The 23466-nt window shown below is 68.2% G+C and carries 25 protein-coding genes and 1 riboswitch; of the genes, 10 read left to right on the top strand and 15 right to left on the bottom strand.

Annotation, left to right across the window (positions count from 1 at the left end; all coding sequences use genetic code 11):
• Positions 1-33: 33 nt before the first annotated feature.
• Positions 34-275, bottom strand: a riboswitch (cobalamin riboswitch).
• A gap of 132 nt (positions 276-407) precedes the next feature.
• The 4 genes from ACAM42_RS16425 (at position 408) to ACAM42_RS16410 (ending at position 2586) form a co-directional block, all read left to right on the top strand.
• A complete protein-coding gene (locus tag ACAM42_RS16425) occupies positions 408-635 on the top strand; it encodes a DUF904 domain-containing protein (RefSeq protein ID WP_369632658.1) in 228 nt (75 codons plus the stop codon).
• A complete protein-coding gene (locus ACAM42_RS16420) occupies positions 632-967 on the top strand; it encodes a cell division protein ZapA (protein WP_369632657.1) in 336 nt (111 codons plus the stop codon). The genes ACAM42_RS16425 and ACAM42_RS16420 overlap by 4 nt, the downstream gene beginning before the upstream one ends.
• 292 nt (positions 968-1259) lie before the next feature.
• Positions 1260-2087, top strand: a complete 828-nt coding sequence (locus tag ACAM42_RS16415) for a sulfite exporter TauE/SafE family protein (protein WP_062480530.1) — start codon at positions 1260-1262, stop codon at positions 2085-2087.
• Positions 2088-2160: 73 nt separating this feature from the next.
• The gene (locus tag ACAM42_RS16410) at positions 2161-2586 is read left to right on the top strand and encodes a universal stress protein (protein ID WP_062480532.1); all 426 of its coding nucleotides are present in this window, start codon (positions 2161-2163) and stop codon (positions 2584-2586) included.
• A gap of 45 nt (positions 2587-2631) precedes the next feature.
• On the opposite strand, the gene ACAM42_RS16405 is transcribed toward ACAM42_RS16410, so the two are convergent.
• On the bottom strand, positions 2632-3606 hold the full coding sequence (locus ACAM42_RS16405) for a helix-turn-helix domain-containing protein (protein WP_369632656.1): 975 nt from the start codon (positions 3604-3606) through the stop codon (positions 2632-2634).
• Between the two features lie 179 nt (positions 3607-3785).
• On the opposite strand from ACAM42_RS16405, the gene ACAM42_RS16400 reads away from it, so the two are divergent.
• Both ACAM42_RS16400 and ACAM42_RS16395 read left to right on the top strand, forming a co-directional pair.
• Complete coding sequence (locus ACAM42_RS16400; protein ID WP_369632655.1) at positions 3786-4790, top strand: carbon-nitrogen hydrolase family protein; 1005 nt, start codon at positions 3786-3788, stop codon at positions 4788-4790.
• Between the two features lie 20 nt (positions 4791-4810).
• Positions 4811-5875: a phenylacetaldoxime dehydratase family protein gene (locus ACAM42_RS16395; protein WP_369632654.1), complete on the top strand. Its 1065-nt coding sequence runs from the start codon at positions 4811-4813 to the stop codon at positions 5873-5875.
• A 21-nt stretch (positions 5876-5896) separates the two neighbouring features.
• Here the strand turns inward: ACAM42_RS16395 and ACAM42_RS16390 are convergent, their stop codons facing one another.
• From ACAM42_RS16390 to ACAM42_RS16355, 8 genes are all read right to left on the bottom strand, one after another.
• Positions 5897-7441 carry a malonyl-CoA synthase gene (locus ACAM42_RS16390; RefSeq protein WP_369632653.1) on the bottom strand — a complete coding sequence of 515 codons (1545 nt, stop codon included), beginning with the start codon at positions 7439-7441 and terminating at the stop codon, positions 5897-5899.
• Positions 7442-7468: 27 nt separating this feature from the next.
• The gene (locus ACAM42_RS16385; RefSeq protein ID WP_139703745.1) at positions 7469-8251 is read right to left on the bottom strand and encodes an enoyl-CoA hydratase/isomerase family protein; all 783 of its coding nucleotides are present in this window, start codon (positions 8249-8251) and stop codon (positions 7469-7471) included.
• Positions 8248-9237, bottom strand: coding sequence for a Bug family tripartite tricarboxylate transporter substrate binding protein (locus tag ACAM42_RS16380; protein WP_369632652.1), 990 nt, complete (start codon positions 9235-9237; stop codon positions 8248-8250). The genes ACAM42_RS16385 and ACAM42_RS16380 overlap by 4 nt, the downstream gene beginning before the upstream one ends.
• A gap of 90 nt (positions 9238-9327) precedes the next feature.
• Positions 9328-10794: a malonyl-CoA decarboxylase gene (locus ACAM42_RS16375; RefSeq protein ID WP_369632651.1), complete on the bottom strand. Its 1467-nt coding sequence runs from the start codon at positions 10792-10794 to the stop codon at positions 9328-9330.
• A gap of 40 nt (positions 10795-10834) precedes the next feature.
• Positions 10835-11503 (bottom strand): GntR family transcriptional regulator, encoded by a 669-nt coding sequence (locus ACAM42_RS16370; RefSeq protein ID WP_062480546.1) that lies wholly within the window; start codon positions 11501-11503, stop codon positions 10835-10837.
• A 190-nt stretch (positions 11504-11693) separates the two neighbouring features.
• Positions 11694-12524 carry a prolipoprotein diacylglyceryl transferase gene (lgt, locus tag ACAM42_RS16365; protein WP_139703741.1) on the bottom strand — a complete coding sequence of 277 codons (831 nt, stop codon included), beginning with the start codon at positions 12522-12524 and terminating at the stop codon, positions 11694-11696.
• Positions 12525-12581: 57 nt separating this feature from the next.
• Complete coding sequence (locus tag ACAM42_RS16360; protein WP_369632650.1) at positions 12582-12851, bottom strand: hypothetical protein; 270 nt, start codon at positions 12849-12851, stop codon at positions 12582-12584.
• A gap of 42 nt (positions 12852-12893) precedes the next feature.
• Positions 12894-13667: an SDR family oxidoreductase gene (locus tag ACAM42_RS16355; RefSeq protein ID WP_070060483.1), complete on the bottom strand. Its 774-nt coding sequence runs from the start codon at positions 13665-13667 to the stop codon at positions 12894-12896.
• 140 nt (positions 13668-13807) lie between these two features.
• Here ACAM42_RS16355 and ACAM42_RS16350 point away from each other — a divergent pair, with 140 nt between their 5' ends.
• Positions 13808-14746, top strand: coding sequence for a LysR substrate-binding domain-containing protein (locus tag ACAM42_RS16350; RefSeq protein WP_369632649.1), 939 nt, complete (start codon positions 13808-13810; stop codon positions 14744-14746).
• Between the two features lie 3 nt (positions 14747-14749).
• Here the strand turns inward: ACAM42_RS16350 and ACAM42_RS16345 are convergent, their stop codons facing one another.
• Positions 14750-15691, bottom strand: coding sequence for a LysR family transcriptional regulator (locus ACAM42_RS16345; RefSeq protein ID WP_139703735.1), 942 nt, complete (start codon positions 15689-15691; stop codon positions 14750-14752).
• 105 nt (positions 15692-15796) lie between these two features.
• Here ACAM42_RS16345 and ilvD point away from each other — a divergent pair, with 105 nt between their 5' ends.
• Positions 15797-17491, top strand: coding sequence for a dihydroxy-acid dehydratase (gene ilvD / locus ACAM42_RS16340; RefSeq protein ID WP_369632648.1), 1695 nt, complete (start codon positions 15797-15799; stop codon positions 17489-17491).
• A 7-nt stretch (positions 17492-17498) separates the two neighbouring features.
• Here ilvD and ACAM42_RS16335 read toward each other — a convergent pair whose 3' ends face one another.
• Positions 17499-18317, bottom strand: coding sequence for a DUF3592 domain-containing protein (locus ACAM42_RS16335; protein ID WP_369632647.1), 819 nt, complete (start codon positions 18315-18317; stop codon positions 17499-17501).
• Positions 18318-18363: 46 nt separating this feature from the next.
• Entirely contained in the window at positions 18364-18621 is a 258-nt protein-coding gene (locus tag ACAM42_RS16330; RefSeq protein WP_062482640.1) for a TIGR04438 family Trp-rich protein, read from the bottom strand.
• 107 nt (positions 18622-18728) lie between these two features.
• On the opposite strand from ACAM42_RS16330, the gene ACAM42_RS16325 reads away from it, so the two are divergent.
• Entirely contained in the window at positions 18729-19034 is a 306-nt protein-coding gene (locus tag ACAM42_RS16325) for a c-type cytochrome (RefSeq protein WP_095745089.1), read from the top strand.
• Between the two features lie 36 nt (positions 19035-19070).
• Here ACAM42_RS16325 and ACAM42_RS16320 read toward each other — a convergent pair whose 3' ends face one another.
• Entirely contained in the window at positions 19071-19571 is a 501-nt protein-coding gene (locus ACAM42_RS16320; RefSeq protein ID WP_062482638.1) for a hypothetical protein, read from the bottom strand.
• Between the two features lie 200 nt (positions 19572-19771).
• Positions 19772-21769 carry an acetate--CoA ligase gene (gene acs, locus ACAM42_RS16315; protein WP_369632646.1) on the bottom strand — a complete coding sequence of 666 codons (1998 nt, stop codon included), beginning with the start codon at positions 21767-21769 and terminating at the stop codon, positions 19772-19774.
• Between the two features lie 153 nt (positions 21770-21922).
• Between acs and ACAM42_RS16310 the strand changes: the two genes are divergently transcribed.
• Positions 21923-22558: a YqhA family protein gene (locus ACAM42_RS16310; protein ID WP_095947778.1), complete on the top strand. Its 636-nt coding sequence runs from the start codon at positions 21923-21925 to the stop codon at positions 22556-22558.
• Here ACAM42_RS16310 and ACAM42_RS16305 read toward each other — a convergent pair.
• On the bottom strand, positions 22555-23466 hold the full coding sequence (locus tag ACAM42_RS16305) for a LysR family transcriptional regulator (protein ID WP_369632645.1): 912 nt from the start codon (positions 23464-23466) through the stop codon (positions 22555-22557). The genes ACAM42_RS16310 and ACAM42_RS16305 overlap by 4 nt on opposite strands.

Raw genomic sequence — 23466 nt, 5'->3', positions numbered from 1 at the left:
CCCCGCCGGCGCCATGGGCGTCATGGCTGCCGATGCGGCAGCCGCCTTGTTGGCCGGTATCCGGGCTGGCAGATCGACCCTTTGCCGCCTTCCCAGGCACCTGTTTCAGGGCGCCCAGTGGCTGGATGGAAAGGGGTGACGCGTTGCGGCGTCGTCTGCTTGACCGTTGCGGGGGCAGCGCAGGCGGCTTCGGCCCCGGGGGGCGTCCACTCCTGCTTCCCGTTGAACTGCGCCGTGCGAACCACGCCGCGAGCACCAACGGGCAGGATTTTAGGCCCACGGGGCGCACACGCCACACCGGGTTTGATCACGAGCGGCGCAGGCCCCAGAATCTCGGCCACGTCCGGTGCGCGCCCCGCGTGGTGCGCCGGATGTTCCGAATTCCCGGGAAACTACAATCGCCAACCATGCCCGCCTCCAGCCCCATCGACCAGATCGCCGAGCGTGTGGAACGCCTGCTCGTGCGTCACGAAGAGGTGCAGCGCACCAACGCGCTGCTGCAGGAACAGGTCGATGCGCTCACGCGTGAACGCGACGGCCTGAAGTCGCGGCTCGCCGCGGCCCGCACCCGCCTCGATGCCCTGCTCGAACGGCTGCCGGCCGACCCCCCTTCCGAAGATTCCCATCACGCATGAAGCAGATTGAAGTACAGATCATGGGCCAGAGCTATTTGCTCGGCTGTCCCGACGGCGGCGAAGCGCAACTGCGCGAGGCCGTCGACCGCGTGGACGCGGCCATGTGCAAGATCCGCGACGCGGGCAAGGTGAAGGCACGCGACCGCATCGCCGTGCTCGCCTCGCTGAACCTGGCTTTCGATCTCGCGGCCCAGCAGGCCGCTGCTGCCGCGGCACCGGCCCCTGTCGCTGCCAGCAGCACGGAAGAAAGCTCCGCCGACACCGACCCGAAGGCCGCCCAGCTTATTCAGAGACTCGATCAGGCCCTGGCGGGCGATGGACATTTGCTCTGAGGGCACGCGGCCCGGCACATCCGGGGCGTAAAATCCGTTTTGTCTGCAGACGTGTCGGGCTTAATATTTCCTTGTTCCAATGCTCTCCGGAGCCGGGCTTGGTACATCGCTTGACGGGCGTGATCATCTCGCGTCAGATGAACCCGAAGTCCTGCTGCCCTCGCCCACCTGAACCCTGGTTCAGGATGCGGGTCCGGCACACCATCTGCAGACACCTTTTCCCGCCACGGCCCCCTGCTTCACCGCACGGGGCCGTTGCTTTTTCAGCCGCTCGTTCTTTCCCCATCCTCCCGTGAACCTCGCTGCCCTGCTCGACCCGCTCCTGATCGCCGAACTCGCCGCGCTCGGCCTGGGCACCGGTTTCCTCGCCGGCCTCCTGGGCATCGGCGGCGGCATGCTGATGGTGCCGTTCATCACGATCATCATGGGCCAGCGCGGCGTACCGGCCGACCTGGCGGTGAAGATGGCGATCGCGACCTCGATGGCGACGATCATCTTCACGTCGGTGTCCAGCGTGCGCGCGCACCACAAGCGCGGCGCGGTGCGCTGGGACATCGTGCAGCGCCTGGCCCCCGGCATCGTGATCGGCAGCCTGGCGGGCAGCCTGGGCGTGTTCGCGCTGCTCAAGGGCACGGCGCTGGCCATCTTCTTCGCGCTGTTCGTGGGCTTCTCGGCCACGCAGATGTTCCTCGACAAGAAGCCCAAGCCCACGCGCCAGATGCCCGGCACCGGCGGCCAGCTCGCGGCGGGCGGCACCATCGGCTTCATCTCGGGCCTGGTGGGCGCGGGCGGCGGCTTCATCAGCGTGCCGTTCATGACCTGGTGCAACGTGGCGATCCACAACGCGGTGGCGACCAGCGCGGCGCTGGGCTTTCCGATCGCGGTGGCCAACGTGCTGGGCTACGTGCTCAGCGGCCAGTCGGTGCAGGGCCTGCCGGCCGGCGCCTTCGGCTACATCTGGCTGCCCGCGCTCGTGGTGATCGCGGCCTGCAGCGTGTTCACCGCCCCGCTGGGCGCCAGGGCCGCGCACAGCCTGCCGGTGAAGAAGCTCAAGCGCGTCTTCGCGAGCATCCTGTACCTGCTGGCCGCCTACATGCTCTGGAAGGGCCTGCGGGGCTGAGGCATATCAAACACCCCGTGGCTTTCCTGTGCCATCCTATGCGGCACTTGTTCACAGTCGTAGAAGGAAAGCCATGAAAATCCTCATTGCAGTCGACGGCAGCGCCTACACGCAAAAGGCCCTCAACTATCTGCTCGCCAACCGCGCCATGTTCGTGGACGGCCATGAGCTGGTGGTGGTCAATGTCTGCACCGGCATCTCCGGCCACGTGGCACGCCACCTGAGCAAGGAAATCGTCACCGAGTACTACGCCGAGGAAAACGCCAAGGTGCTCGACCCGGTGAAGGCCTGGTTCGCCGAGAAAGGCGTGGCCAACTTCACCGCCGACGCGCGCCACGGCCACGCGGCCGAGGAAATCCTCAAGTCGGCCACCGAATCGAAGGCCGAGCTGATCGTGCTGGGCACGCACGGCCACGGCATCCTGGGCCGCGCGCTGATGGGCTCGGTCGCGACCAAGGTCGTGGCTGAGACCGACATCTCGGTGCTGCTGGTCCAGTAAGAAGACCCGATCACCCCGGCGACGGCCGATGCGCCGTGGCCGCGGTCATTGCGGCGAGCGCTGCTGCCGCCATTCGCGCGGCGAACATCCGAAGCGCTCGCGAAACGCGCGGCTGAAATGCGCCGCGTCGTTGAACCCCCTCCCGTACGCGATCTCTCCCACGGGCCGCCCTGCCAGGCGCGGCTCCAGCAGGTCGCGGCTGCACGCGTCGAGCCGGCGCTCCCAGATGTACTGCGAGGGCGTCAGCGGCTCGCTCTTGAACACGCGGTGGATGTGGCTCACCGACATGCCCAGCTGCGCCGCCAGCGTGCCCACCGACAGCGTCGGATCGGCCAGCTGCTCGTCAATGCGCTGCTTCACGCGCCCCAGGTGGTACGCCGTGAGCTTGCTGAGCGCCGGTGCGTGCGCCGCAGGCAGCGTCTGCAGGCCGGCCACGAGGATGTTCTGCACGCCATGGGCCACCGCCAGCGCCGAGGCCGGCTGCAGCGCGTCGAAGTCCTCGCGCAGCGTGCGGATCATGCCCAGCAGCAGGTGCCCCGCGCCCTCGCGCCCTGACACCGTGGTGGCCGTGAGCGCCTCGGTGTCGCGCAGTTCGCTGCGCAGCCGCTCGCCGGGCAGCTTGAGCACGATCTGCTCGAAGGGCCGGTCGAACAGCAGCTGGTAGGGCCGCGTGCTGTCGTACAGCGCGAAGTCGCCGGCGCCGAGCACGGCGTCGCGCCCGTCCTGGCGCACCACGCCCTGCCCGCGCGCCTGGATGCTCACGAGAAAACAGTCGTCGCTCGACGCCGCGATGTGGCCGGGCGTGCGCATCACCTTCTGCGCCCGCGAGGTCACGACCGACATGCCGAGGCCGGGCAGTGCGTGCTGGCGGATGCTGCCCTCGAAGTCGCCGCCGTCGCCGCCGTCGCCGGTGCGCACCGCGTCGCATTCGAGCTGCACGTAGACGTTGCAGATCATGTCGGTCCAGTACGCGAGCCGCTGGTCGCGCGGGACGGCATCGGTGCTGAGCAAGGGGGTCATCGGGGTCCTCGGAAGGCCTTCGCAAGGCACATGCAACGCTGGAACAAGAACGCCGCCAATCCGGGTCAAGGCGTTCCAGCGGCGCGAATTTACGCTTCATGCAACCCGCATGCCACCGTGCAAACCCGGTGCGCACAGTGGGGATTTCGTTACGTTCATTGCCCCCTGGAGAACACCCCATGCCGACCACCGTCCACCCCCAGCTCCGCGTCGCCGCCGTGCAGGCCGCGCCTGTTTTCCTCGACCTCGACGCCACCATCGACAAGACCATCGACCTCATGGCGCAGGCCGCGAAACAGGGTGTGCAGCTCATCGCCTTTCCCGAGACCTGGGTGCCGGGCTACCCGTGGTGGGTCTGGCTCGATTCGCCCGCCTGGGGCATGCAGTTCGTGCAGCGCTACCACGACAACTCGCTGGTCATCGGCTCGCCCGAGTTCGAACGCCTGCAGGCGGCGGCGCGCCAGCACAAGATCTGGCTCTCGCTCGGTTACAGCGAGAAAGCCGGGGGCAGCCTCTACATCGCGCAGGCGCTGATCGACGACCAGGGCCGCACCGTGCAGACGCGTCGCAAGCTCAAGCCCACGCACGTGGAACGCACCGTGTTCGGCGAAGGCGACGGCGCCGACCTGCACGTGGTCCAGACGCCGCTGGGCAACATCGGCTCGCTGTGCTGCTGGGAACACCTGCAGCCGCTGAGCAAGTACGCGATGTATGCGCAGAACGAGCAGATCCACTGCGGCGCGTGGCCCAGCTTTTCGCTCTACCGCGGCGCGGCCTACGCGCTGGGCCATGAGGTCAACAACGCCGCGAGCCAGGTGTATGCGGTCGAGGGCGGCTGTTTCGTCATCGCGCCCTGCGCCACGGTGTCGAAGGCGATGAGCGAGCTGATGTGCACCGACGACGGCAAGCGGCAGATGCTGGGCGTCGGCGGCGGGCATGCGCGCATCTATGGCCCGGACGGCTCGCCGCTGGGCACGCCGCTGGCCGAGGACGCCGAAGGCCTGGTGATCGCCGACATCGACCTCGGCATGATCGCGCTCGCCAAGGCGGCGGCCGACCCGAGCGGCCACTATTCGCGGCCCGACGTCACACAGCTGCTGCTGAACAAGACGCGGCGCACGCCCGTGGTGGTGCAGCTCACGCCGGAGCCCGAGGGCAGCGTGCCCGAGCCGGTCGTGGCCTGAGCCGACCACGGAGCCGCACCATGGAATCGGCCATCCCCGAGCACCTGCGCTGCCCGCGCACCCGCGAGCGCCGCGTGGCAGACGACCACACCCCGCCCTACCCCGGCTGGTCGGCGCGCGCGCCCGCGGCGACGACCCAGGTCGTGATGGGCTACTTCGGCGTGCAGTCGCGCGGCCCGGCGATGCAGGGTCGGGCCTGCGCCGCGCTCCTGAAGATCACCCGCGACTTCGCCCTGCCCGACGGTCCCGGTCACCACGACCTGGCCCATTGCGTGGACGCCGACGGGTACGACAACCTGATCGCCATCGCCTACTGGCACGATGCAGCGGCGTTCGCGCGCTGGTGTGCCGCGCCCGCCATCGAGGCCTGGTGGAACGCCGACGAGCGCTTGCATGAAGGCCTCGGCTACTTCCGCGAAATCGCCTCCCCGCGTGCTGCGCACTTCGAGACCCTGTTCAGCACGCCCGACCGCCTCGAGGGCATCGGCGTGGTGATGGGTGGTGTGAGCGGCGAACTGCAGGAGCACGGCTACTGGGGGTCGATGCGCGATCGACTCCCGCTCGCGCAGGCAGACGCGCTCGCGCCTTCGGGCACGCGCGCGGTGATCGCCGGCACGCCTGCGTCAGGCCAGCGCGTGCGCATCGCGGGCCACACGCACCTCGCGATGATCCGTTCGGGCCAGGAATGGACCGAGACCACCGGCCAGGAACGCCAGCGCTACCTGGAAGACATGGCCCCGGTGCTGCGTCAAGGCATGGACTTCCTGCGCGACCAGGGCCTGCCCATCGGTTGCTACAGCAACCGCTTCATGCACCACCTCGACGCACACGGTGCACCGCTGCAGAAATCCTTCGGCCTGAGCTACTGGCGCTCGCTGGCCGACATGGAACGCTGGGCTGAGTCGCACCCGACGCACGTCGCGATCTTCGGCAGCTTCATGCGCTACGTGCAGGCGCTGAACTTCGAGCTGCGCCTGCGCCTTTACCACGAGGTGTCGGTGCTGAAGGCCGACGAGCAGAGCTACGAGTACATCAACTGCCACGCGCGCAGCGGACTGATGAACGGGCTCGCACCCGCCGCCTGAAGCCCGGGCGCGCGGCGGATCTCAGGCGGCGAACAGCCCCTTGTGCTCGGCGCGCAGCAGCGCCTTCTGCACCTTGCCCATCGTGTTGCGCGGCAGTTCCGGCACGACGAAGCAGCGCTTCGGGATCTTGAAGTTCGCCAGCTTGGCCTTGAGCTCGGCCACGATGGCGTCGGCGTCGATCGTGGCGCCGCCCTTGGGGATCACGATGGCCACGCCCACCTCGCCGAAGTCGGGGTGCGGCACGCCGATGACGGCGCTTTCGGCCACGCCGGCCATCTCGTTGATGTAGCCCTCGATCTCGGCCGGGTAGACGTTGTAGCCGCCACTGATGATCAAATCTTTGCTGCGCCCGACGATGGTGATGTAGCCACGCGCATCGATCTTGCCCACGTCGCCGGTCTTGAAGAAGCCGTCGGCGGTGAACTCTTCCTTCGTCTTCTCGGGCATGCGCCAGTAGCCGGCGAACACGTTGGGGCCCTTCACCTGGATGCCGCCGATCTCATCGACCGGCAGGTCCTTGCCTTCGTCGTCGCGCACGCGCAGCTGCACGCCAGGCAATGCGAAGCCGACGGTGCCGCCGCGGCGCTCGCCCTTCTTGGCGTCATACGGGTTGGACGTGAGCATGGCGGTCTCGCTCATGCCGTAGCGTTCCAGGATGGTGTGGCCGGTGCGCTCGCGCCACTCGTCGAAGGTCTCGATGAGCAACGGCGCCGAGCCCGCGACGAACAGGCGCATGGTGCGCACCGCCTCGCGCGTGAGGCCCGGCTCGGCCAGCAGACGCACGTAGAGCGTGGGCACGCCCATGAACACCGTGGCCTCGGGCAGCTTGGCGACGATGCGCTTGGGGTCGAACTTCGAGAACCACAGGATCTTGCTGCCATTGAGCAGCGCACCGTGCAGCGCCACGAACAGGCCGTGCACGTGAAAGATCGGCAGCGCGTGGATCAGCACGTCACCCTTCGTCCAGCCCCAGTAGGTCTTGAGCACTTCGGCGTTCGACAGCAGGTTGCGGTGCGTGAGCATCGCGCCCTTGCTGCGGCCGGTGGTGCCGCTGGTGTACAGGATGGCGGCGAGGTCGTCGGGCTTCTTGATCGCCACGGCGTGGCGGTCGCTGCAGCGCGCCGCCGCGTCGAGCAGCGTGCCGGTGCGGTCGTCGTCCAGCGTGAACACGTGGCGCGTGCCGGCCGCCTCGGCGATGGGGCGCACCCAGGCCGCGTTGCGGCCGGTGCACACGACCACGGCGGGCTCGGCGTTGCCGATGAAGTACTCGATCTCGGCGCTCTGGTAGGCCGTGTTGAGCGGCAAGAACACGTAGCCCGCGCGCAGGGTCGCGAGGTACAGCAGCATGGCCTCGACCGATTTCTCGACCTGCACGGCGACGCGCGCGCCCTTCTCGAGCTTCAGGCCGTCGAGCAGGTTGGCGATCATCGCGCTGGCGCGGTCGAGGTCGCGCCACGAGTAGTGCAGGCCGTTCTCGGTCTCGACCGCGATGGCGTCGAGGTCGGCAGGAAAGGCGGCGCGCAAGGCGGCGAACAGGTTGGCGTTGGGGGAGGACTTCGTCTTCATCATCTTCGTCATCATCAAACGGCAGGCTCAGGAAGGTCGGAAATTCGGAGGGCGCTTGCCCAGGAAGGCATCGATGCCCTCGCGGTGCTCGGCGGTGTCGGCATAGTCATACGCGGTGGCCAGCAGCTGCTGCGCCGCCGCGCCGCCACTCTTCAGTGCGGTGAAGGTGGCCTTGTGCAGGCGCGCGGCCTGCGGCGACAGCGCGGCAATGCGCGCCGCATGCGCCTGCGCGGCAGCGGGCACTTCGGCGTCGGGCAGCACGTGCAAGAGAAAGCCGGCGTCGTACAGCCGCTGCGCGCCATGCACGCCGGCGGCCAGCAGCATGTCGCGCGCGAGCACGTCGCCGATGGCGCCATGCACCAGCGCGGCTTCGCGCGGCGCCATCGGGAAACCCAGCTTCGCGATCGGCGCGCCGAACTTCGCCGACGCCCCGGCCAGGCGGATGTCGCAGCAGCTGGCGATCTCGACGCCGGCGCCCATGCAGGCGCCTTCGATCTGCGCCACCAGCGGCAGCGGGCAGTCGAGCATCGCCTGCAGCGCGGCCCAGACTTCGTTCTCGTGGAATTCGCGCAGGCTCGCTTCCTCGAAGCGGAACGAGGGGTACTCGGAGATGTCGCCGCCCGCGCAGAAGGCACCGCCCTCCCCGCGCACGACGACGCAGCGCAGCGCGGTGTCACTGTGCAGGCCGTCGAACACCGCGCGCAACTCGCGCCACATGGCGCGCGTCATCGCATTGAGACGCCCCGGGTTCGACAGCGTGACGAGCGCCACGGCGCCTTCGCGGCGCAGCGAGACCTGCCGCTCGGTCATTCGAGCTTGGCGCCCGAGGCCTTCACGACGGTGGCCCATCGCTTGATCTCGGCGTTGACGAAGCGGCCGTAGGCGGCGTTCGTGACGTTCGGGATCTCGGAGCCGTTCTGGGCCCAGATGGCCTTCAGCTCGTCGGTGCCCAGCGCCTTCTTCATCGTGTCGATGATCTGCGTCTGCGCTTCGGCCGGCGTGCCCTTGGGCGCCCACAGGCCGTACCAGGTGGTGACGGTGTAGTCGGGCAGCCCCACTTCGGCGGCGCAGGGCACGTCGGGGAATGCGGGGTTGCGCTTGGCGCCGGCGACCATCAGCGCCTTGATGCGGCCGCCCTTGATGTGCTGCGCGGAAGAACCGAGGCCGTCGAACATCAGGTCGACGTTGCCCGCGATCAGGTCGGACAGCGCCGGGCCCGCGCCGCGGTACGGGATGTGGGTGATGAAGGTGCCGGTCTGCAGCTTGAACAGCTCGCCCGCCAGGTGGTGCGAGGTGCCCGAGCCGGCCGAGCCGTAGTTGAGCTTGCCGGGGTTGCGCTTGGCGGTGGCAATCAGCTCCTGGATGGTCGCGGCCTGCACCCGCTTCGGGTTGACCACCACCACCTGCGGCACGTTGGCCAGCAGCATCAGGGGCACGAAGTCTTTCTCGAGGTCGTAGTCGAGCTTGGGGTAGATCGACGGCGCGATCGCGTGGTGCACCGCGCCCATGAAGAGCGAGTAGCCGTCGGCCGGCAGCTTGGCCGCGATGCTCGCGCCCACGGTGCCGCCCGCGCCGCCGCGGTTGTCGATGACCAGCGTCTGGCCCGCCGCGCGGGAGAACTGGGCCGACAGCGGACGCGCGAAGGCGTCGGTGCCTCCGCCGGCCGGGAACGGCACCACCATGGTCACGGGCTTGGTCGGCCAGCCCTGGGCGCGCGCACCGCCGCACAGGGCCACGGCCCCGGCAGCGGCGGCGACGCGCAGCACATCGCGTCGTTGAAAATTCTGTTGCGTCATCTGTCTCGTCTCCTGTCGTCGTTGTGGATGTTGCCGCCCTCCGGCGGTCAAGGTGCGGGCCGCAGCGCTGCCGCGGCGAAGCGAACGGACTCAGCCTTTTTTGAGGAACAGGCCTTCGATGTCTCCCGAAACCGCGATCTTGCCTTCGGCCAGCCAGGTGCGATGGCGGTCCAGGCGCTTGAGGTCGTACAGGTAGTTGACCATGAGGCCGTACGACTGCTTGAGCCCCTTGGCCGACGGGTCGCCGGCCCAGTTGAGCCGCTCGACGCGCGCGCCGTTGCCCAGGTGGAAGCGCGCCACCGGGTCGGCCGGCGTGCCGTCGACCAGCGTGCGGCCCAGGTACTCGGCGGTGGCCTGCAGCAGCCATTGGCGCAGCGGCGATTTCGCGTCGAGTTCTGTGGCCGCATCGACCGCAGCCAGCAGGCGCTCGGCCGTGGGCGGAACCGAGCCGACGAGGCGGCCGAGTTCGGCTTCGCGCTTCTCGTCCAGGCGCGGCAGCAGTTCGCCGGCGTTCTTGGCGAGCCACGCGCGCAGGCCCGGAATGGGCGACAGCGTGGCGAAGGTCTTCAGGCGCGGCAGTTCGTCCTGCAGGGTCTCGACCACACGCTTGATGAGCGAGTCGCCGAAGCTCACGCCGCGCAGGCCCGTCTGCGTGTTGCTGATCGAATAGAAGATCGCGGTGGTGGCCTTGGCCGGCTGCACCGGCACGGCGGCCTCGTCGAGCAGCGGCATGATGCCTTCGCTGATGCGGTCGACCAGCGCCACCTCGACGAAGATGAGCGGCTCGTTCGGCAGGCGCGGATGGAAGAAGCCGTAGCAGCGGCGGTCGCTGTCGTCCAGGCGGTTCTTCACGTCGGACCAGCTCTTGATGTCGTGCACCGCCTCGTAGCGGATGAGCTTCTCGATCAGCGACGCCGGCGAGTTCCAGTCGATGCGGCGCAGCTCGAGAAACGCCACGTCGAACCAGGTGGAAAACAGGTGCTCCAGCTCGGCCTCGAGCGCGAGCAGGCGCTTGTCGGACTTCAGGCACGGCAGCAGGTCGGCGCGCAGGTCGACCAGGAAGCGCATGCCGCCGGGCTCGACCGCGAAGCGCTGCAGCAGCCGCATGCGCGGCGACACCAGCGCGCGGCGCAGGCGCAGCTCGGCCTGCCCTTCGTCGGGCGTGCCGACGGCGCTCTGGTGCTGATCGCGCGCGCTCTTGAGCTTGCCCGCGTCGGCGGCGAAATGCTCGCTCATGAGCGCCCAGTAGTCGCGGCGCTCTTCGGGCGAGGCGCCGGCGTAGGCCTGCGCGATGGCATGGGCGCGACGGCCGCCCTCGACCTCGCTCACGCGCGGATCGATCACGGCCTGCAGCTCGGCCAGCACGCGGCGCAGCGTGCGCGGCGACAGGGCCTCGTCGGCCTTGCGCAGCGTGGCCTGCAGCCGCTCGGCGGTGGTGCGGGCGCTGGGCTTGGGCGTGTGACGGGCCGGGCCTTTCGTGGCGCCGTTGCTCGCCACGGGAACCTTGGACGATTCGCCCATGCGCAGGCGCGCCTGGAACCACTCGGTCGCACTCATCGATCTGCTCCTGTGCCGTTGGCTAGATGGGCGATGCCTGTCACGGCATCACCCGGGATTTCTGCTGTTGCATCACTTCGCGCAGCGCCTCGCGCTGGCGCGTCATGTGGGTGCGCATGGCGGCGTCGGCGCCTTCGCTGTCGCGCGCCTTGAGCGCTGCGAACACGGCCAGGTGCTCCGACAGGCTCTGGTCGAGCCGCCCCGGCGCGTGCAGCTGCTGCAGCCGCGCCAGCTTCAGTATCTTGCGCAGGTCGCCGATCACCTGGGCCAGCCACTTGTTGTCGGCGAGCTTGATGATCGCCTCGTGAATGATGTGGTTGGTGGCGTAGTAGTCGTTGATGCGCCGCGCCTTGGCGTGGCGCACCAGGCGCTCGTGCAGCGCGTCGAGCTCGTTCAGCTCGGCGTCGCTGGCGTTGCGCGCGGCTTCGTAGGCGCAGCGCCCTTCGAGCAGCGCAATGACCGGAAAGATCTCGTCGAGGTCGCGCTCGGTCACCTCGTTCACGAAGCAGCCGCGGCGCGGCTCGTGGCGCAGCAGGCCTTCGGCCGTGAGCACCTTCAGCGCCTCGCGCAGCGGCGTGCGCGAGATCGACAGCCGCTCGCACAGGGCCACCTCGTCCACGAAGCTGCCGGGCGACAGCGTGCCGTCGAAGATCTGCTCGCGCAGCGTGGCGGCGACTTCGTCGTGGAGGGAATTGGGGACCAGGCGCATGCGTTGAGGACTCGGAAAGTCGGTGGGCGTTTCGCGTAATTTCCTGTAATTACGCATAATTGTGAGTGCATGGTTAACGCAATGCAAGGGCCGCGCCCTGCCTGTGCGGCCCGGAATTACCCTGAGACGGACGAAAAAAAGCGGCGCGCACCCGAAGGTGCTGCGCCGCGTTGTGCGGGGGCGTGGAGCGTCAGGCGCGCGCGGTGCTGCCGGTCTTGCCGGCGCGGCCGAACCAGATCCACAGCGCAATGCCGCCGATCACCATCGGCACGCTGAGCCACTGGCCCTGGCTCAGGCTGAGCGCGCGCAGGCCCAGGAAATCGTCGGGCTCCCGGAAGTACTCGGCCACGAAGCGCAGCACGCCATAGCCGATGAGGAACACAGCGGCCACCTGCCCCTGCTTGCGCTCCTTGCGCGCATAGAGCCACATCACGACGAACAGCAGCAGCCCTTCGAGCAGGAACTGGTAGACCTGCGACGGATGGCGCGGCAGCATTGAGCCGCTTTGCGGGAACACCATGCCCCAGGGCAGCTCGGGGCTGCTGAAGCGGCCCCACAGCTCGCCGTTGATGAAATTGCCCACGCGGCCCGCGGCCAGGCCGGTCGGCACGCAGGGCGCGACGAAGTCCATCACCTGCCAGAACGGCCGCGCACGCGAACGCGCAAACCACACCATGGCGCCGATCACGCCGAGCAGGCCGCCATGGAAGCTCATGCCGCCCTGCCACACGTACAGGATCTCGAGCGGGTGCGTGAGGTAGTACTCGGGCTTGTAGAACAGGCAGTAGCCGAGCCGGCCACCGACGATCACGCCCATGACGCCCAGGAACAGGATGTCCTCGATGTCCTTGCGTTGCCACACGCCGGCCGTGGCCAGCGAGCGGAACGGCTCGTGGTGCAGGCGGCGCGTGCCCAGGAAATAAAACAGCGCGAAGGCCGCCAGGTAGGTCAGGCCGTACCAGTGGATGGCCACCGGCCCCAGCTGCAAGGCGATGGGATTGATCTGCGGATACATGAGCATCCGACGATTGTGCCGTGGCGCAATGACGCCGCCGACACGGGGGCATTCAGGGCAATGTCAGCGCCCGAACTTCCACCACAGCAACCCCGCCACCAGGGCCGGCACCGCGAAGACGAACAGGAAGATCGGCAGCTCCTCGGCCACCGAGTACCCGGCCTTGAGCACGCCCACGGCCATGTTGATGCCCGCGCCGACGAACCACGCCGGAATGAACCACTTGGCCGCCGCGGCCAGCGCCATCGTCGAGCCGTCGCCCATGAAGCGGCCGGCCAGAAGAAACACCACCAGCAGCGCGAAGCCGCCCCCCATCACCATGACTGTGTGCATCTGCGTTGTCCTCCTGGGCGCATCTTGCCGGATATCGGCGCTTCAGCGCGTGGTGTAGCCACCGTTGGCGAAGATGGTCTGGCCCGTGATCCACCAGCCCTCAGTGACCAGGAAGCGCACGATGGGCGCGATGTCCTCGATGTCGGTGAGGCCCTTCTTCGAGTACTTGCTGAGCGCGGCGGCGCTGCTGTGGTACGCCACGGCCTCGGGGCTTTCCTGGCCGTAGAAGAACGGCGTGTCCATCGGGCCCGGGCCGATGGCGTTCACCGAGATGCCGCGGTCGCCGAACTCCTTGGATGCCGCGCGCGTGTAGTGCTCCACCGCCGCCTTGGCCGCCGGGTAGATGGCATAGAACGGCGTGTAGGCCGCCAGCAGCGAGCTCACCAGCGTCACGATGCTGCCGCCGTCGGCCAGCGTGCGGCCGGCCTGCTGGATGAAGAAGAAGGCCGCCTTGGCATTGGCGTCGAAGCTCTTGTCGTAGTCGGCCTCGGTGATGTCCAGGATCGGCTTCTTGATCACCACGCCCGCCGTGTTGATCGCCAGGTCGACCTGGCCGAAGTGCTTCACGGCCTGGTCGAACAGCTTCACGTTGTTCTCGACCACCGCGAGGTCGCCTTGCACCAGCAGCGTGTCGGCGCCCTTGGCCTTCAGCGCGGCGGCCGTCTGCTCGGCCTCGGCGCGCGAGCCGTCGCTGTTGTAGTGGATGGCAATGCCGCGGGCGCCGCCGTCGACCAGCTGGTGGGCAATGAGGGCACCGAGGTTCTTGCCACCGCCGGCGATGACGGCGACCTTGTTCGTGAGCGTGCGTGCGGACATGGATGGATTCCTCTGAGTGAGTGAAAGACCCGGGACGGGATGTGTGACGAGCCGCCAGTCTATTGATCGCCAAGTTGCAGATAAATCATTCATTCAAGGCTAGACTGTTCTGAAAACCACGAACAATCAGCCCCGCCGCCATGGACCGCATCGAACTCCTCCAGGTCTTCCTGCGCGTGGCCGAAACCGGCAGCTTCACGCGTGCCGCCGACCGGCTGGCCCTGCCCCGCGCCACCATTTCGACCGCCATCCAGCAGCTCGAGGCGCGCCTGGGCTCGCGCCTGCTGCACCGCACCACGCGCCGCGTGGGCCTCACGCCCGACGGCGAGGTGCTGCTCGAGCGGGCCCGCGCGCTGGTGGCCGACATGGAAGACATGGAGCAGCAGTTCCAGCCCGCGCACAGCAGCGTGAGCGGCCGGCTCAAGGTCGACGTGCCCAGCCGCATCGCGCGCCTGCTGATCGCGCCGGCGCTGCCCGACTTCTTCGCACGCCACCCGGCGGTCGAACTCGAACTGGGCTCCAGCGACCGAGCGGTCGACCTCGTGCTCGAAGGCGTGGACTGCGCCCTGCGCGTCGGCCCGCTCGCCAGCAGCAGCCTCGTGGCCCGCCCGCTGGGGCACTTCACGCTCATCAACTGCGCCAGCCCCGCCTACCTCGCGCGCCACGGCACGCCCCGCACGCCGGCCGACCTGCCGCAGCACGTGGCGGTCAACTACGCCTCGCCGACCAGCGGCCGGGCCGCGCCCTGGGAGTGGCAAGTGCGCGACGGCGAGACCCAGGTGCTGCGCCTGCGCAGCCAGGTGGCGGCGAACAACGCCGAGACCTACATCGCCTGCGCGCTGGCAGGGCTGGGGCTGATCCAGATCCCGGCCTACGACGTGCGCGAGCACCTGGCGGCCGGCGAGCTGGTGGAAGTGCTGCCCGACGCGCGCGCCGAGCCGCTGCCGGTGCACCTCGTCTACCCGCACCGGCGCAATCTGTCGCGGCGGGTGCAGGCCTTCGCGGGCTGGCTCGACGCGCTGCTGGCAGCCTCGCTCGATGCGCCCTCGCCCGCCGGCCGGGCGGCGCGCAGCGCCTGAGCCTTACGCCGGCACGCGCCCGGCCCGCTCGCGCACGAAGGCCACGAAGCGTGCCAGCGCCGGGTGCGCCGCCTGCGCGGGCCACACGAGGCTGGTCTCGCACACCGGCAGCGTCACGCGGCGGCGCCCCACGCCCTTGAATTCGTGGACCTGCCGGTAGACCACGCCCGCGCGCCGGAACTGCATCACGCTGTGCGGCACCCAGGCCGCCCCGATGCCGCCCGACACGAGGTTGACGATGGTCTGCATCTGGATCGCCTCCTGCGCCACCTGCGGCGTGCGCCCGGCCGCGTGGTACAGGTCGAAGATCGCGTCGTGCAGCGAGGGCACGATGCGGCGCGGAAAGATCACCAGCGGCTCGTCGAGCACCTCGGCCAGCGGCACCGGCCGCGCCTCGGCCAGCCGGTGCTGGGCGGGCAGCGCGAGCACCAGCGGCTCCACCTCGACCGGCAGGCAGGCCAGCCCCGGCGGCGCGGCGCCCGGCGAATGCAGCATCAGGCCGGCGTCGATCTCGCCGCGCGCGAAGGCCTCGAGCTGCACGTCGCCGGTGGCCTCGACCAGCTCCAGCGCCACCTCGGGGCACAGCACGCGGAACTCGCGCACCCAGGCCGGCAGCTGCTCGAAGCCGACCGTTGAAACGAAGGCGATGCGCACGCGCCCCACCTGCCCCGCTGCCGCCGCGCGCGCCCGCGCCGGCAGCGCCTGGGCGCGCGCCAGCAGCTCGCGCACGTCGGGCAGCAGCGCCTCGCCGGCCGGCGTGAGCGCCACGCGGCGGCGCGTGCGGTCGAACAGCACCACGCCCAGCGTTTTCTCGAGCTGGGCAATGGCCTGGGTGACCGGCGGCTGCGTCATGTGCAGGCGCTGGGCGGCGCGGCCAAAGTGCAGTTCTTCGGCCACGGCCACAAACTGGCGCCAGGCACGCAGGTCGATGAGGGCTTCATTCATATGCCAAGCATATCAATCCACGCTTCAAATTGGATTGGAACCAATCAATCAGAAGTCCGATACTTGGCGCTCCCCTCACGATCTCCCCACGACAGAAGAGACACCATGGACACCAAGACCATCCAGATCAATCGCCGCAGCGCGAACATCACCGAAGGCAAGAGCCGCGCCCCCAACCGCTCGATGTTCTACGCCATGGGCTACGAGGAAGGCGACTTCAAGAAGCCGATGGTCGGCGTCGCCAACGGCCACAGCACCATCACGCCCTGCAACTCGGGCCTGCAGAAGCTGGCCGACGCGGCCATCGCGGGCATCGAGGAAGCCGGCGGCAACGCGCAGGTGTTCGGCACGCCCACCATCTCCGACGGCATGGCCATGGGCACCGAAGGCATGAAGTACTCGCTGGTGAGCCGCGAAGTCATCTCCGACTGCATCGAGACCTGCGTCGGCGGCCAGTGGATGGACGGCGTGCTGGTGGTCGGCGGCTGCGACAAGAACATGCCCGGCGGCCTCATGGGCATGCTGCGCGCCAACGTGCCCGCCATCTACGTGTACGGCGGCACCATCCTGCCGGGCCGCTACAAGGGCCAGGACCTGAACATCGTCAGCGTGTTCGAAGCCGTGGGCCAGAACGCCGCCGGCAACATGAGCGACGAAGACCTGCACGAGATCGAAAAGCGCGCCATTCCCGGCACCGGCTCCTGCGGCGGCATGTACACGGCCAACACGATGTCGAGCGCGTTCGAGGCGCTGGGCATCTCGCTGCCCTACTCGTCGACCATGGCGAACCCGCACGACGAGAAGGCCAACTCGGCCAAGGAATCGGCCAAGGTGCTGATCGAGGCGATCAAGAAGGACCTGAAGCCGCGCGACATCGTGACCAAGAAGGCCATCGAGAACGCGGTGGCGGTCATCATGGCCACCGGCGGCTCGACCAACGCAGTGCTGCACTTCCTGGCCATCGCGCACGCGGCTGGCGTGGAGTGGTCCATCGACGACTTCGAGCGCATGCGCAAGAAGGTGCCGGTGATCTGCGACCTGAAGCCCTCGGGCAAGTACCTCGCGGTCGACCTGCACCAGGCCGGCGGCATTCCGCAAGTGATGAAGGTGCTGCTGAAGGCCGGCCTGCTGCACGGCGACTGCATCACCATCAGCGGCCAAACCATCGAAGAAGTGCTCAAGGACGTGCCCGACGTGCCGCGCGCCGACCAGGACGTGATCCGCCCGATCGACAACCCGATGTACGAGGAAGGCCACCTGGCCATCCTGAAGGGCAACCTGTCGCCCGAAGGCGCGGTCGCCAAGATCACCGGCCTGAAGAACCCGGTCATCACCGGCCCGGCGCGCGTGTTCGACGACGAGCAGTCGGCGCTACAGGCCATCCTGGCCGGCAAGATCGTCGCCGGCGACGTGATGGTGCTGCGCTACCTCGGCCCCAAGGGCGGCCCGGGCATGCCGGAAATGCTGGCCCCCACGGGCGCGCTGATCGGCGCGGGCCTGGGCGAAAGCGTCGGCCTCATCACCGACGGCCGCTTCTCGGGCGGCACCTGGGGCATGGTGGTCGGCCACGTCGCGCCCGAAGCGGCGGCGGGCGGCACCATCGCGTTCGTCAACGAAGGCGACTCGATCACCATCGACGCGCACGAACTGAAGCTCGAACTCAACGTGCCCGAAGCCGAACTCGCCAAGCGCCGCGAAGGCTGGACGCCGCCGGCCCCGCGCTACACGCGCGGCGTGCAGGCCAAGTTCGCGTTCAACGCCTCGAGCGCGAGCTCGGGCGCGGTGCTCGACAAGTTCTAAAGCGGACTCAGCCCATCATCCAAGCGCCGTAGCCGAAGGCAGCAAAGCCCAGGCCGACGATCGCGAAGATGGCCCGGGCTTCGAAATCCATCGCCGGGGGAAAGCTCTGCACGACGAAGTGCAGCAGCGCCCCCGCGCCGATGGTGAGAAAACCCGCACCGAACTGCTTCATCGCACTGTCGTCGGGATAGAGAAACACCAGCGCGAAGCCGGCCAGGAACACCACGTTGGCCAGCACCGTGCCGCGCGTGCGCCATTTCTTCTGCGTGGGCGTCGGCTCGTGCACCGGCGCCGGCCGCCCCCTGCGGCCCTCCTTGAGCGCCATGCCGGTGAAGAACAGGCCGAACATCGTCGGAAAGCCGCCGAAGAGGCCGAGCCCCCAGACGATGCCCCACATGTTCTGGAAGTCGGCCACCAGCGCCTGGGCCGGGTCGGCGGTGCTGTAGCGCACCTCGACCGCATCGCCCCACTCCTTGTCCGACAGGCTACCGCCCAGGCCCTTGACGCGGCGCTTCTGCCCGTCGGCGGCGGTGTATTCGACGAGGGGCGCGCGCGTGGTGGTGACGTAGCCCTTGCTGTCCTTGCTGCGCTCTTCCACGAACTCGACCAGGCTGCCCTGCGTACTGGCCGTGCCCGCGATCGACTGGTAGCGCTGCCAGCCCACCGTGACCGCGCCGTACAGGCCGGCGCAGCCGATCAGCAAGGCGCCAATGCCTGCGCCCCAGAAGAAGGTCTTGAAACGCCCGACCAGCGCACCGACGGCCGGCCCGACCAGCAGCCACAGCCCGAAGACGAGCAAGGCGTGGGTGGCGGCTTCGTCGTCCATGGCGCGCGTCCTGTCGGCATGCGGCGCGGGTGACGGAGCCGCGTGGTCAGCGGCGCGGGCGCTGTTGCCCGTTGCTGGTGCGAAGGCCCATGTTGGTCTTCTGGCGGTCGATGCGCGCCTGCTTGCGCCGCTCTTCGCGCTCGATGACCTTGCGCTTGGTATAGCCCGACGAATCGGCCCAGGCCCACCAGGCCAGCGCCAGCGCGAACGGGCTCAGCACGATCCACCAGCTCCAGCCGGCGACCATGCCCACTTCGAAATATTTGAGGGCTACACCGAGCAGGCCCAAGAGCAGAAACCACATCGCGAATACCCTCCGAGTTGGTCGGTATCGCCGCCGGTGCGTGTGCACCGCGCTACCTACAATCGCGTTGGATCGAATGTAACTCAGCCCTTACGAAAACAGTCCCCATGAAAAGAACGATGTTGATGGCAGCCCTGGGCCTCGGCCTCGCGGCGCCCGCCTTTGCCGACCTGGCCCTTGCCACGTCGAAGAACTGCATGAGCTGCCACGCGGTCGAACGCAAGGTGCTCGGGCCGTCGTTCAAGGACATCGCGGCCAAGTACAAGGACGACAAGGGCGCGGCCAACTCGCTGGCCACCAAGATCATCAAGGGCGGCTCGGGCGTGTGGGGCCCGGTGCCGATGCCGGCCAACAACCAGGTCAGCGAAGCCGATGCGAAGAAGCTCGCGGCCTGGGTGCTGTCGACGAAGTAATCGGCAGGAAAACGAAGCGCGTAGCGGCGCGCCCGGTCAGATGCTCGGGTTGATGTCGCTGGGCACCGGACGGCGCTCGATGCGGTCCTCGAGCTGCCCGATGTGCGCCGCCACCGTGTTGTCGGTCTGGTCCGAACGCAGCTTGACCGCGCTTTCCAGCTGATCCATGCGCGCCAACAGCGCCGTGTGGCGGTCGGCGTTGTGCGACATGTGCTGCTTCTCCTGTGCTTCCAGGAAGTTGCGCAGCTCGGTGAAGCGCGAGGCCTCGGCCTTGTCGGCGAGGTCGCGCTGGGTCTGCATTTCCTTCGTGTGGCGCTTGGTCTCCAGCAGCACCGAGCTGTGCAGGTACAGCACGTACACGAGGAAGAAGGCCGCGAGCACGGCCGTGAGCCCCAGCATGATCAGCCCCAGCGGCGCCGACACGCTCATGAAGCCCAGCCACACGTCGGTGGGTGCCGACAACGTGCCCCAGTTCAGCGCGGCAAGCCCCGCGATGAGCAGCACGATGACAAAAAGAAAAGCGGATCTCACGCCCATGTGGCGCCTCCTTGCAAACAACCGATCACGATGACAAAGACCGCGCGCCTGTCAGGGCACGCGGTGACGACATCGGTTTTACCTCAGCCAGGAGGCCGCTTTGGTGCACATGGCCGCACAAACGGCCATGTCCTACACCTCGATACAGCAGGTTCGTGACAACTGTTCCGGAATGGCCGGATTCGGCCAATCCCGGGGGTTCAGTTCGTCTCGGACAGCTGATCGAGGATCGCCGGATTTTCGAGCGTCGAGGTGTCCTGCGTGATCGCCTCGCCCTTGGCGATGCTGCGCAGCAGACGCCGCATGATCTTGCCGCTGCGCGTCTTGGGCAGGTTGTCGCCGAAGCGGATGTCCTTGGGCTTGGCGATGGGGCCGATTTCCTTGGCGACCCAGGCACGCAGCTCGTTGGCGATCTGCTTGGCTTCCTCGCCGGTCGGGCGCGCACGCTTGAGCACGACGAAGGCGCACACGGCCTCGCCGGTCACGTCGTCGGGACGCCCCACCACCGCGGCTTCGGCCACGAGGTCGGTCTTGGACACCAGCGCCGATTCGATTTCCATCGTGCCCAGGCGGTGGCCCGACACGTTGAGCACGTCGTCGATGCGGCCCGTGATGCGGAAGTAGCCGCGGTCGGCGCTGCGCACCGCGCCGTCGCCGGCCAGGTAGATCGTGCCGCCCATCTCTTCGGGGAAGTAGCTCTTCTTGAAGCGCTCGGGGTCGTTCCAGATGGTGCGGATCATCGAGGGCCACGGGCGCTTGATGACCAGCATGCCGCCCGCGCCGTTGGGCAGGTCCTTGCCCGTCTCGTCGACGATCGCAGCCATGATGCCCGGCAGCGGCAACGTGCACGAGCCCGGCACCAGCGGCGTGGCGCCCGGCAGCGGCGTGATGACGTGGCCGCCGGTCTCGGTCTGCCAGAAGGTGTCGACGATCGGGCAGCGCTCGCCGCCGATGTTCCGGTGGTACCACATCCACGCTTCGGGGTTGATCGGCTCGCCGACCGAGCCGAGGATGCGCAGGCTGGTCAGGTCCCAGTTCTTCGGGTGCACTTTTTCGTCGCCTTCGGCCGCCTTGATGAGCGAGCGGATCGCGGTGGGCGCGGTGTAGAAGATCGAGACCTTGTGCTTCTGGATCATTTCCCAGAAGCGGCCCGCATGCGGGAAGGTGGGGATGCCTTCGAACACGACCTGCGTGGCACCGGCCGCGAGCGGGCCGTAGGCAACGTAGGTGTGTCCGGTGATCCAGCCGATGTCGGCGGTGCACCAGAACAGGTCTTCGGGGCGGATGTCGAAGGTCCAGTCCATCGTGAGCTTGGCCCACAGCAGGTAGCCGCCGGTGGCGTGCTGCACGCCCTTGGGCTTGCCGGTGGAGCCCGAGGTGTAGAGGATGAACAGCGGGTGCTCGGCATTGACCGGCACGGGCGCGCACTCGGTGCTCTGCCCGACCAGGGCTTCGGTGAAGGTCTTGTCGCGGCCCTCGACGCGGTTCCACGCAGTGGGGGTGCGCTCGTACACGAGCACGGTCTTGAGCGTGTCGCAGCCGCCCAGCGCGATGCCGTCGTCCACGATGGCTTTGAGCGGCAGTTCCTTGCCGCCGCGCAGCTGGTAGTTGGCGGTGATGACGGCCACGGCGCCCGCGTCGATGATGCGTTCCTGCAGCGCCTTGGCCGAGAAGCCGCCGAACACCACGCTGTGGGTGGCGCCGATGCGCGCGCAGGCCTGCATGGCGACCACGCCTTCGATGGTCATCGGCATGTAGATGATGACGCGGTCGCCCTTTTGGATGCCCTGCGCTTTCAGCGCGTTGGCGAACTGGCTCACGCGGGCCAGCAGTTCCTTGTAGGTGACGCGGGTGACCGCGCCGTCGTCGGCTTCGAAGACGATGGCGGTCTTGTTCTCGACGGGGGTGCCGATGTGCTTGTCCAGGCAGTTGGCGCTGGCGTTGAGTTCACCGTCGCCGAACCATTCGTAGAACGGTGCCTTCGATTCGTCCAGGGTGCGGGTGAAGGGCTTCGTCCACTGCAGGTTGTCCTTGGCCAGGCGGGTCCAGAAGCCTTCGAAGTCCTGTTCGGCTTCCTTGCACAGCGCCTCGTAGGCGGCCATGCCGGCAATGCGGGCGCCTTCGGTGGCGCGGGCGTCGGGCGGGAACACGCGGTTCTCGACCAGGACGGATTCAATGTTCTTCGATGCGCTGCTCATGCTCTTGTCTCCTGATTGAATGCGGCCGTAATGTCGGGGCACGCACTTACGGGCCACTGACGGGGTCGATGTTAGTTCGCAGGGTTATCACGAGTGCGTCACTGGGAGACCTCTAGAATCGCCCGACTTTTTACACCTGTCTTCTTACTCCCCATGTCCGCCCCCGATCCTTTCGACGCCCGGAACGCGCCCGTACCAGCGCGCAGTTCCCCGCTGAAGCCCCTGCCCCGGCTCATCTTCGCGAGCCGCTGGCTGCAGCTGCCGCTGTACCTGGGACTGATCGTGGCGCAGGGTGTGTACGTGGTGCACTTCCTGGTCGAGCTGCTGCACCTGGTCGAAGCCGCCTTCGGCAACAAGGACGCGCTGCAGGCCCTGATCGCGAGCATCGGCTACAAGACCACCGCACCGGTCGGCTCGCTCAACGAGACGGTGATCATGCTGGTGGTGCTGGCGCTGATCGACGTGGTGATGATCTCCAACCTGCTGATCATGGTGATCGTGGGCGGCTACGAGACCTTCGTGAGCCGCATGGACCTCGAAGGCCACCAGGACCAGCCCGAGTGGCTGAGCCACGTGAACGCCTCGGTGCTCAAGGTGAAGCTGGCCACCGCCATCATCGGCATCAGCTCGATCCACCTGCTCAAGACCTTCATCAACGCAGACAACTACACCGACAAGGTGCTGATCGCGCAGACCGTGATCCACATCGCGTTCCTGTTCTCGGCCATGGCCATCGCCTACACCGACAAGCTGATGAACGAGGCGGCCGCCGCCAACGCCCACCACTAGGAAGGCGTGTCCCAGGCCGGCACTTCGGTGAAGCGCTCGGCCAGGAAATCGAGCAAGGTGCGCAGCGCAGACGACATGTGCTTGCGCGAGGCGTACACCGCATACACCCCCAGCACCTGCGGCTCGTGATCGGGAAAGAGCGACACCAGCTCGCCCGATTGCAGCAACCCCGACGTCAGATAGGTGGGCAGCATCGCGATGCCCGCCCCGGCCCGCGCCAGCGCCATCAGGCTGGCCGCGTCGTTGGTCGAGAGGTTGCCGGCCACGGCCACCGAGACCGGCAGGCCGTCGGCCTTGCGCGTGAAGTTCCACAGGCTCCGGCCGAAATACGAATGCGTGAGGCAGTTGCGCTGCGCCAGCTCTTCCACGCGCTGCGGCTGGCCGTGCGTCTTCAGGTAATCGGGTGTCGCGCAGACCACCGAACGGCACACCGAGAGCCGGCGTGCGATGAGGTTCGGATCGATCTCGGACGACACGCGGATCGCAAGGTCGATGCGCTCGTCCACCAGGTTCACCGCGCGGTCGAGCAGTACCAGGTCGACCGCCACGCCCGGGTAGCGCCGCACGTAGTCGGCCACCGCGCCGGCCAGCTGCGCCTGCGCGAACGAGGTGCTGGCCGTGATGCGCAGCTGCCCGCTCGGCGCCTCGGCGGGGTGGCGCACCGCCGCCTGCATGTCGCCCGCGAGTTCGAGCACCTGGCGGCAGCGCGGCAGCAACTCTTCGCCAGCGGCCGTAAGGCTCAGGCGGCGCGTCGTGCGGTGCAGCAGGCGTGCGCCGGTCCATTGCTCCAGTTCGGCCACGTAGCGCGTGACCACCGGGCGCGACAAGTCGAGCTTGTCGGCCGCGGCCGAGAGGCTGCCCGCGTCCACCACGGTCACGAACACCCGCATTGCGTTCAATCGGTCCAT

The sequence above is a fragment of the Variovorax sp. V35 genome (assembly GCF_041154465.1).
GTDB classification, from domain to species: domain Bacteria; phylum Pseudomonadota; class Gammaproteobacteria; order Burkholderiales; family Burkholderiaceae_C; genus Variovorax; species Variovorax boronicumulans.
The sequence above is the reverse complement of the archived record's forward strand: the minus strand, read 5'-3'. Positions and strand labels throughout refer to the sequence as shown.